Here is a 9,946-nt window from a genome sequence, read left to right on the forward strand (position 1 = left end):
TCCATAGGGAGAAAGGTTTTCCAAATAGCAGAGCGTGGGAATATGGATACCAAACTGAAGAGCACTTTGGAGGATGGTGCTTCCTTCCTCCACCTCGATCGAACTTCCATCCAAGGTAATATTTACGGTTTTGTTTTCCATGTCTCCCCCTTTTACTGGACCCACACAGCATTCACTTGGCAAACATCCCTGCAGGATCCGCATTGGGAACAGAGTTCTGAAAGTATGCGGTGACTCTGCTTTTTCTCCCCTGCAATCGCCTTCGTTGGACAAATTTTCTTACAGGCCCCGCACCCCACACAACTCTCCTCGGCAATGGAATAATGGATGAGAGCGGTGCAGACCCCCGCCGGGCATCTCTTCTGATCAATGTGGTCTTCAAATTCAGGACGGAAATACTTCAGAGCGGAGAGGACCGGATTCGGCGCAGTTTTCCCCAGCCCACAGAGGGAAGTATCGGCCACCACTGCCGCCAATTCCTCGAGCAGGAACAGGCTTTCCCTGTTTCCTCTCCCGGCTGTGATCCCGTCCAATATTTCCCCCATCCTTTTTAATCCTTCGCGGCAGGGAAGACACTTCCCGCAGGATTCTTCTCGCAAGAAATGGACGAAATATTTAGCCATATCCACCATACAGGTCCCCTCATCCAGGACGATCATCCCGCCTGACCCCATCATAGATCCGGCTTGGGTGAGACTGTCATAGTCCACCGGAAGGTCAAACAGAAAAGCGGGGATGCAGCCACCCGAAGGTCCCCCGGTTTGCACGGCCTTAATGGCTTTTCCGTCTTTGGGGCCGCCCCCGATGTCAAAAATAATTTCTTTAAGGGTAATCCCCATCGGCACCTCGACCAGCCCGGTGTTTTTCACCCGCCCTACCAAAGAGAAAATCTTTGTCCCTTTGCTCTTTTCCGTGCCAATGGAAGAAAACCACTGGCTTCCCTGACGGATGATCAACGGAACATTCGCCCAGGTCTCTACATTGTTGAGGTTGGTTGGCTTTTCCCAGAGCCCTTGCATCACGGTATGGACCTGTTTGCTCCTGGGCTCTCCAACTTTTCCCTCGATCGAAGCGATCAACGCCGTCGATTCTCCGCAAACGAAGGCCCCGCCTCCCTTAGCCGTTTCCACTTCGAAATCAAAACCAGAGCCCAAAATATTCCTGCCCAGCAAGCCAGACTTTCTGGCCTGGGTGATGGCGATCTCTGCATGCTTGTGGGCTAAAGGGTATTCGTGGCGGACATAAATAAAACCCTGACTCGCTCCTATGGCATAGGCCCCAATCAACATCCCCTCAAGGATGGAATGGGGGTTCCCCTCTAACAGGCTTCTATCCATGAAAGCCCCTGGATCTCCCTCATCGCAGTTGCAGATGATGTATTTTGTGTCCCCAGGTGTTTTCCTACATTCTTCCCATTTTTTCCCGGTGGGGTACCCTGCCCCTCCCCTTCCTCTCAAACCCGAGTCCTTTATCTCTTTGATAATCTGCTCAGGATTCATTTGATATATCGCTTTGGCCAATGACTGATAGCCGCCAACGGCGACATAATCTTCAATCTGGGTTGGATCAATGAGATCGTTATTTTTCAAGAGGAGCCGCATCTGGGATCGATAGAATGGGATTTCCTGGGAAGAGATAATCTTCTGTCGATCTACCGAATCCTCAAAGAGGAGATGTTCTACCTTCCTTCCGTTCTGGATTGTCTCCGAAATTATTAACGGAACATCTTCCACTTTAACCCGCTGATAGAAAATGTTCTGGGGGTAGAGGGTCACCAAGGGTCCCCTCTCACAAAATCCCGGGCACCCCGTGTACTTCAACGCTACCCTTCCTCGCAATTTTTCTTTTCCCAATCCTCTTTGGAAAGCCCTCTTTACCTTTGCACATCCATAGGCCTGACATCCAGTCCCTCCACACACCGAGATGACGGCGGCATATTTCTTCTGCTTGGAAATGATTTGTTCCCTCGCCCTCTCTAAATTAGCTGCCGACTTGATCTTCCTCATGCCCTCCCCCCGTTTCCCTTTTTCATTATCTTCTCCACGATTCGTTTGGCTTTCACCCAATTCATCTCCCCGTAGAATTTTCCATCGACGACCATTACCGGGCCAATGGCACAAACCCCCAGACAATTGACGACCTCTAAAGAAAAGTTTTTGTCTTTGGTCGTCTGACCGGGTTCAATAGCCAGTTCTTTTTTCATCTCCCGCAGAATCTTCGGGCCACCCTGGACATGGCAGGCAGTTCCACGGCAGAGAGTAATCGAATGCCTCCCTTTGGGAACCAAGCTGAAGGATTTATAGAAGGTGGCGACCCCGTAAAGGTCATTGAGATCCATCTGGAGCCTGGAGGCGACTTTTTTCAAGGCCGTCTCGGGTAAATAGTTATACTGATCTTGAATGTCATGAAGGATACTGATGAGAGATGTTATCTTGGCCTGGTATTTGTCGATGATCCCGTTTACCGCTCCCAATTCCATTTTCACCTCCAAAGTTAATCTCACTTAATATTTTGAATATAAATTAATTTCTAATTAATTCTAAGGGCAAAAAAATTTAGCCCCCCCTATTTCACAACCCTCCGCTGGGTGGACTTAATACCCATAAAAGGACCGCTTCCCCTTCCCCCATATTAACCCATTTGGAGGGGACTGTTGATTCTATATATAGACCATCCCCTGGCCTCAACATCTGTTTTTCCCCCTGAATCTCAATTTCCAACTCTCCTTCTATTATATATGCAAATTCATCCCCTTTGTGACTGCAGAAGTGTCCTTTGATCGTTGCTCCTTGCCGCAGAGTTAAAAGGTAAGGTTCCATCCTGCGGTTAAGCACGTGGGAAACCAAGAGCTGTAATTTTACGTCGGGAATTTTCATCTCCTTTAGTTGAATTTCCTGCCTCTCACTGGGCTTGATGACCATCTTCCGCTGGGTTCCATCTTCCCCTTCCCTAAGGAAAAAAACGGGAGAAGTATGCAATTTTTCACTCAACTTCAGGAGGGAATCGAGGGAAGGGCTGATCAGGTTCTTCTCTAACTGAGAAATAAAGCTGGGGGTCAAGCCCACCTGCTCAGCCAATTCTTTTTGGGTCATTCCCACTTTCATTCTTAGAACCTTGATTTTTCCGCCTAAGTTAATGGGTTTGCGTCCTCCCGTGGAAGGGAAGACAACCTCTTGGCCCCACACTTCGTAGCGCTTAGGGAGAAATACATTTCGGGAAAACCTTCCTTCCACTTTAATCACTTTTAAAAGGAGTTCACCATTTTTTTTGTCCAGTTCGATGGCTACCTGAGTGATATGCCTCAAATTAGCTTTGAAAGATGGAGCATGGGCCTCTTTCTCCAAAACCCAGTAGGCAACGGTCTGAAGATCATAAAGGCGGGGACAGGAGTAAGTAAAAAATTTATAGGTCGCATTTTCATCTCCCCAGACATCCTGCATGCCGGTCAGGCTGTCAAAGATGTAGCGGACAGCTTTTCCCTTTTTAATCTCCACGCGATCCATGGCCACGCGAAACTGGGAGAGGTCTTTGGGATTTTCGACCTTGATCACATTTCCGGCCCATCCCTCTTTTTCTTTCTCATAGAATTGAGCGAAGAGGGAATCGTTGTTCCCTTTGCCGGAGGTGAAGCAATCTAAAATGGTCAAATTCTCTAAGTTGGGAAGGTGGCTTAATCGTTTGGTGAGCGTAGAAGGAGAAACGTTGAAACTGACGTAGACCGCTTGATATCCATTCTTCAAGGTATGTTCGATAAAGCATTGAAGAAATATCTCGATATACGTCCCGGCCTCAACCTCCCAGATGACATTGTCACCGGTCTTGAGGAAACCTAAAAGATGATCCAAATAACCAATCCCGGAAGAAATTTTGGTTTTCATTTTTCGGGAATTGCACTCCACCGCAAGCCATTAAGAGTGTAGCTGACGTTTCCCCGGGGGGATAAAAAAATCCCTTCTTTGATCTACCCTCCGCTGGGATTATATTTTAGGGAATTTTAGCCTGGGGTGTCAAGCAAAATGGGCCGCCGTTCGGGGCCGCCGTTCGGGGCCGCCCCTTTAATCCCGGGGGTTGACTAAAATTTTAATCGCATCCGGCTGGCAGGCTAACTCGAATCCTCTGGCGATATCTTGCAAAAAAACCGTGGCGGTAAGTAATGGCCTAACTTGGATCAAGCCCTTCCAGTAGGGTGACAGGAGACGGTCGAACCAGGCAAATCTTTCAAAAGGGGTGTTCAAATGCATAACGCAAGTGGTGCGGATGTCAATGGCATCATCATGCCAGCGACTTATGGCCAGACGAATGGGCTCCATCACCCAGCTATAAAGGACTAAAATCCCATTTTTTTTCAGAATCCTCGTGGCCATGTTCATTGAATCCTCTGTCCCGGCAGCCTCGAAAACCACGTCTACCCCCCGGCCCTCGGTAATGTTTCGTATGGCCTGCTCGGCATCTGGATCCTTCGGGTCGAAAACATAATCCGCTCCCAGATTTTTAGCCAAAACGCGCTTCCCGGCCAAGGGGTCGATTCCCACGACGGTTAGAGCTCCTTTTCTTTTTGCCCCCTGGACCATGATCTGACCGGCAAACCCCAAACCCATTACCGCGACGGTATCCCCCAGTTGTACCCCGGAATTGAAAATTGAGTACATAATGCAGGCGAGTGGCTCGCCCAGGCACCCTAAGTCCATGTCCATTTCCGCGGGAATTAGGTGCAGGTTCTCTTCTTGGGCGATAAAGTAATCAGCAAAAGTCCCGTTATTTTTACAGGACATCACCCGGTCGCCTACTTTGTACTTGCGCACCTTCTTGCCCGCCTCCATGACAACTCTTCCACCCTCATGACCGAGCAGAGTAATGGGAAAGGTATTCCCGGGAGGGAGAATTCCGCTGTATAAATTTTTGTCCGTCCCGCAGATAGAGGATTGGAAAGTCTTGACTAAAACCTGTCCATCATCCGGCTTGGCAAGTTCTTTACTCACGACTTCAACCTTTTTAGCCTCGGGAAGACAAATGGTCTTTATGATCATCTCATCCTTTCCTTTCTAATTCCCTATCGATCGCCCATTGTTATCATGCGGCATTACCCGCTATTGCCAAAACTTCATGATGTACGTTTGACCCCATTTATTCATCAATCTTGCTTTCCATTGCACCGACCACCGCCGTGGAAAGAGTTCTGCGAGCCTATCGCGCCGCTGCGTAACATCGTTCCAGTTCTTCCTTAAGCGCAGCGACGACTACCTTGGCACCCTTCTCTACCTGACCGGCCGTCGAGATGGAGAAACGCTCTTTTTCGAGTGCTTGCCAGATGGCCTTCTCCAGCAGATCGGCATCCCTCTTGCGCCCCAGATATTCCAGCATCATGCCTGCGGCCCTGATCTGGGAAAGCGGGTTGGCCAGGTTTCGCCCGACTATGTCCGGAGCTGAGCCATGGATGGGCTCGAAATAAGCGCGCTCTTCCCCCACATTCGACGAAGGGCACATCCCCAATCCTCCTATGGTTGCTCCCCCCAGATCACTGAGAATATCCCCAAACATATTCTCGGTGACAATCACCTGGAAATGTTGGGGCTTACTAACTAAAGCCGCCGCGGCAGCGTCGACATAGAGGGTTTCGGTCTCCACCTCGGGTGTTTCCTTGGCCACCTGGGCAAACACCTGCCGGAAGAAGTAAAAGCTTCTCAGAACGTTGCTTTTTTCCACCAAAGTGACTCTTCTCCGGCCGTCTTCGGGGGCTCCCTTTGCTTTGCGTAAAGCCGTATCAAAGGCGAAGCGACAGATCCTCTCGCATCCCTTGCGGGTAAGCAACAAGGTGTCGGTGGCGGCCTGCTCGGTGACGAGTCCCCGGCCGCGGGAAGCATAAAGGCCCTCAGTGTTTTCTCTGACAATGATGTAGTCAATGCTCTCCGGAGATTTGTCTTTGAGCGGCGTGGGCACTTTGGGAAATAGTTTGATCGGGCGGACATTGGCATAGAGGTCGAAACCATTCCGGAGCACGCCTCCCAGCGTTCCGGCTTCGGTACCGTCCGGCAGACGCACTTCGGGTAATCCCACCGGTCCTTTTAAGGTAGCGTCGGACTGACGGATAGCCTCGAATGTTTCCGCAGACATATTTTTTCCGTTTTTAAGATAGTAAGTCGCGCCAGCTTGGTGAAAAGCATAAGACAAACGAAAGTCGCCAGCCAAGTCCTGGACCTTGTCGAGGACCTCTACAGTGGCCTCGACGATTTCGGGCCCAATGCCATCTCCGGGCAAAACCACAATGCCATATGATTTCATCTTCTCAGACTTCCTCCTCTCCTCTTCTCTTCATGCAAGGAACCCACCGGACAACACTCCGTAAGATTAACCTTGGGTTATAGTCAGGCGACAACCTGTCCGCCTTTTTCGCCACTGGCTGTAAATGTAGAACCTATGTCCCTTCCTAAAGCCACCTCTCCCTGATCAGCGTCCATTCACTATCTCTGTGTTCCTGGATAAGCTTAATGATTTCCGCAGTTAAATGTCTGAACCTTCTTTGCTTCATAAGATATTCCTCAACAGGTTTTATTGTTTTGGGAATAACATTCATTTTAACTTTCCCATTTTCATATTCAGCTAAATACCACATACCGGTTTCAACCGCAAGTTTACCAATCTCTACAGTAAGGTCAGATGCAAACCCCCATCCCGTAGGGCATGGGCACATAATATGTATGAACTTGGGTCCTTGGATACTTTTAGCCTTTTCTACCTTGTTCATAAAATCATAGGGATAAGCTGAACTGGCTGTCGCGGCATAAGGTATTCTGTGAGCAATCATTATCTCAAACAAATTCTTCTTGGGTTTTTTCTCACCGTAGGACGCAGTACCTGCTGGAGAATTGGTCGTGTTGGCGCCGATAGGAGTCAGACTGCTCCTCTGTACTCCGGTATTCATATAGGCCTCATTGTCATAACAAATATAAATGAAATCATCCCCACGTTCTACAGCTCCTGACAGGGCCTGCAAACCGATATCGGCAGTGCCGCCGTCGCCGGCCAACCCTAAAACATGAACATCGGTTATGCCCTGGGCTTTTAGCCCTGCTGACATACCCGTCAATACGGCTCCTGTCCCGGCAAAAGCCATGGTAAGCGATGGCACGGCATAGTTCATCTGCGGATACTGAGTTGTAACTGTAGACATACAGCTTGCCGGAAGGGCAACGATTGTCCTTTCACCCAAAATTTTCAAGGCGAGCCGGCCGATTGTACCGAGTCCACATCCCGGGCAAGCCTTGTGGCCATATAGATACTCCTTATCCGTGAGGTTTTTTACTTTAACCATTGTTACCACCTCAATCCTATAAATTGTAATTCTTTCTCTTCATTACCTTTCGTGAGGTTAAAAAGTTTGTAATACATTTCTTCGATGTTTTCCTTGGTTATATCCCTCCCGGCTATGCCGGCAATAAAGTTGATACTTTTCGGACACACCCCGGAACTGCCCAAAGCAGATTTTATATCAGAGGCCACGGCCCCTTCATATCCGAATGATATATCGCGGTCTATGACTCCAATCGCTTTCACCCTTGTGCTTAAACCTTTAAAGTATTCCATAGGAAACGGCCTATAAAATCTGAGTTTCACAAGACCAACTCTTAAACTCATATCCCTCAATTTATCTACTACGATCCTGGAAGTGCCTATTACACTGCCCATACCGACAAGTACGACTTCAGCATCTTCACATCTATACTCTTCTACCAGGCCGCCATAATATCTGCCAAATTTTTCTCCAAACTTTTTATCAACTTCTTCTATCACTTCCTTGGCATTATTCATAGCTTGCTGCTGCTGGTACCTGAACTCAGTATTCCATTCCGTCGATGCCGTCATACAAAAGCTTCGCGGATGGTTGAAATCGACGGCGTTCTTGGATTTAAAGGGCGGCAAGAATTCGTCTACCTCGTGTTGTCCGGGTACGTCTACCAGCTCATACGTATGCGTATTTACAAATCCATCTAAGTTAACCATTACCGGAGTATATACCCGGTCATTTTCTGCTATGACATAGGCCTGAATGATCATATCTAAGGCTTCTTGTCCATTTTCTACATAAACCTGAATCCATCCTGTATCCCTCTGGGCCAGCGAATCTCTCTGGTCTCCAAATATATTCCACGGTGCCGCCAATGTCCGATTGGCATTCATCATTACGATGGGAAACCTGCTTCCGCTTACATAATGAAGCATCTCATGCATATACGCCAAACCTTGGGAAGAGGTGGCGGTAAACGCCCGAGCACCAACCAAAGATGCGCCCATGGCTGCGCACATGGCACTGTGCTCGCTTTCAACATGTATGTACTCACAGTCCATTAACTTATTGGCGACAAATTCTGATATACGTTCCACAACGATCGTCTGAGGAGTAATGGGATAGACAGGTATGACATGGGGTCGACATAATTTCGCCCCATACGCTACAGCTTCATCGCCGTTTAAGAAATCTAAATTGGAACTTTTAGCTTTATTGATCATCCGCTTCGCCCTCCCGAACCATCGTGATTGCATCTTTTGGGCACTCATGAGCACATAATCCACAGCCTTTGCAATAATTCATATCGATTTCGAGCTTCTCATTTTCTTTATCGATCACCCCCTCCGGACATAAAACCCAGCATAGTAGACACTTACTGCATTTTGAATGATCGATAATGGGCCTTTGCACTCTCCAGCCGGCATTGGGTTCAGTTAATATACCTGCCGCGGCGCTGGGCCCAAGAGGCATTTCTTGTAAGGACTCCGGAAATTTGAATTTCACGATCTGCGGCTTTGCCATTTATTTCTCCCCCCGAATTACCTTATAGGCATGCTCAATCGCTTTTTTATTTTTTGGGCGCAGGCTTTCAGGCATTCCCTTATCAACCGCTTTTAAAATTGAATCGATATCGATAAAGTCATTCACTGCAGCAAATGCTCCCAGCATAGCAGTATTCGCAATTGGAGAACCTAACTCTTCCATGGCGATTGTTGTCGCATCGATGGTGATCACAGTGAAGTTTCCATTAAATTTAAAACGATCCGGGCTCAACTTGGTGTTGATAAGTATTTTACCCCCGTCCTTTAACCCTTTGGTAACCTCCACCGTTTCCATAAGAGTTTCATCAAGAACCACGACATAGTCACAGGTGTACACCTGGCTGTGGTCAATAATGGGCTTGTTATCAATCCTCGTGAATCCAAGTACAGGGGCGCCTCTCCGTTCAGGACCAAACGACGGGAAAGCCTGAGCATAATTATTACCAAATACCGAAGCTGCAAGTCCCAGCAATCTCGCTGCGGTAAATCCCCCTTGTCCGCCTCTGGCATGCCATCTCACTTCAATCAATTATGTTACCTCCATTCTAGTATCCTGAGACAGAAATTCGTTTTAAATTTTATTTTACCGACAACCTTTGTCGTGGCCCGGGGGCTGGGGCAATGAGTGCCGGCAGCATCGGCCGGGTAAATTGCTTACCTCAAAGGGCGGGCTTGGACTCCGCAGTGCGCGGCGGGGTGTTTTTTTCCGCCTGGCCCCATGGAAAGACCACCGCCTTATGATGCCTAGCGAAGTGCCCCGGCCCTCGGGCCGGCTCCGGTTGAGCTAAGCCAAAATGGCCTGCGGGAGAGCAGGAGAAGAAACGGGAATTTCATTTGATGCTCTTTTCACTGTTCTTTAAATAAAGGCAGATTTTTCCCTAGGGAGTCCAACAACTCTTCAATCTGGGAGAGGGTAATCAGCCCCTGCTCCAATAGGATTCGGCCAATAAGTCTGTGTTTTCCCTTTTCTATATCCTCCATCACCTGAATCCTCAATGCATCAATGACCTGATCTGCCGTGATAAATCCCTTCTCCACAGCCAAAATTCCAAACCGCTTTTCCAGGTGCTCCGTCTCCATGTTATCCTCCTATTTTCGTGAATTAGGCCTCCTCCGATAT

General features: G+C 48.4%; 10 protein-coding genes. All 10 read right to left on the bottom strand.

Translation table 11 applies throughout. The annotated features are described in order from the left end of the window. Window positions 1-152: 152 nt before the first annotated feature. Window positions 153-2,006: an NADH-quinone oxidoreductase subunit NuoF gene (locus tag Q7V48_05990; protein MDO9210286.1), complete on the bottom strand. Its 1,854-nt coding sequence runs from the start codon at window positions 2,004-2,006 to the stop codon at window positions 153-155. Continuing rightward, complete coding sequence (locus tag Q7V48_05995) at window positions 2,003-2,479, bottom strand: NAD(P)H-dependent oxidoreductase subunit E (protein ID MDO9210287.1); 477 nt, start codon at window positions 2,477-2,479, stop codon at window positions 2,003-2,005. Before Q7V48_05995 ends, Q7V48_05990 begins: the two co-directional genes overlap by 4 nt. Before the next feature lie 91 nt (window positions 2,480-2,570). Then, window positions 2,571-3,878: a helix-turn-helix domain-containing protein gene (locus tag Q7V48_06000; GenBank protein MDO9210288.1), complete on the bottom strand. Its 1,308-nt coding sequence runs from the start codon at window positions 3,876-3,878 to the stop codon at window positions 2,571-2,573. A 177-nt stretch (window positions 3,879-4,055) separates the two neighbouring features. Beyond that, window positions 4,056-5,027: a zinc-binding dehydrogenase gene (locus tag Q7V48_06005; protein MDO9210289.1), complete on the bottom strand. Its 972-nt coding sequence runs from the start codon at window positions 5,025-5,027 to the stop codon at window positions 4,056-4,058. A 157-nt stretch (window positions 5,028-5,184) separates the two neighbouring features. Then, on the bottom strand, window positions 5,185-6,279 hold the full coding sequence (locus tag Q7V48_06010; protein MDO9210290.1) for an isocitrate/isopropylmalate dehydrogenase family protein: 1,095 nt from the start codon (window positions 6,277-6,279) through the stop codon (window positions 5,185-5,187). Window positions 6,280-6,424: 145 nt separating this feature from the next. Further along, window positions 6,425-7,309 carry a thiamine pyrophosphate-dependent enzyme gene (locus Q7V48_06015; protein MDO9210291.1) on the bottom strand — a complete coding sequence of 295 codons (885 nt, stop codon included), beginning with the start codon at window positions 7,307-7,309 and terminating at the stop codon, window positions 6,425-6,427. A gap of 2 nt (window positions 7,310-7,311) precedes the next feature. Beyond that, window positions 7,312-8,505 carry a pyruvate ferredoxin oxidoreductase gene (gene porA, locus Q7V48_06020; GenBank protein ID MDO9210292.1) on the bottom strand — a complete coding sequence of 398 codons (1,194 nt, stop codon included), beginning with the start codon at window positions 8,503-8,505 and terminating at the stop codon, window positions 7,312-7,314. Then, the gene (locus Q7V48_06025) at window positions 8,495-8,755 is read right to left on the bottom strand and encodes a 4Fe-4S binding protein (protein ID MDO9210293.1); all 261 of its coding nucleotides are present in this window, start codon (window positions 8,753-8,755) and stop codon (window positions 8,495-8,497) included. Before Q7V48_06025 ends, porA begins: the two co-directional genes overlap by 11 nt. A gap of 51 nt (window positions 8,756-8,806) precedes the next feature. Further along, on the bottom strand, window positions 8,807-9,355 hold the full coding sequence (locus Q7V48_06030) for a 2-oxoacid:acceptor oxidoreductase family protein (GenBank protein ID MDO9210294.1): 549 nt from the start codon (window positions 9,353-9,355) through the stop codon (window positions 8,807-8,809). 317 nt (window positions 9,356-9,672) lie between these two features. Then, on the bottom strand, window positions 9,673-9,906 hold the full coding sequence (locus Q7V48_06035; GenBank protein ID MDO9210295.1) for a hypothetical protein: 234 nt from the start codon (window positions 9,904-9,906) through the stop codon (window positions 9,673-9,675). Window positions 9,907-9,946 lie beyond the last annotated feature (40 nt).

The organism is Deltaproteobacteria bacterium (assembly GCA_030654105.1).
Lineage (GTDB): Bacteria > Desulfobacterota > SM23-61 > SM23-61 > SM23-61 > JAHJQK01.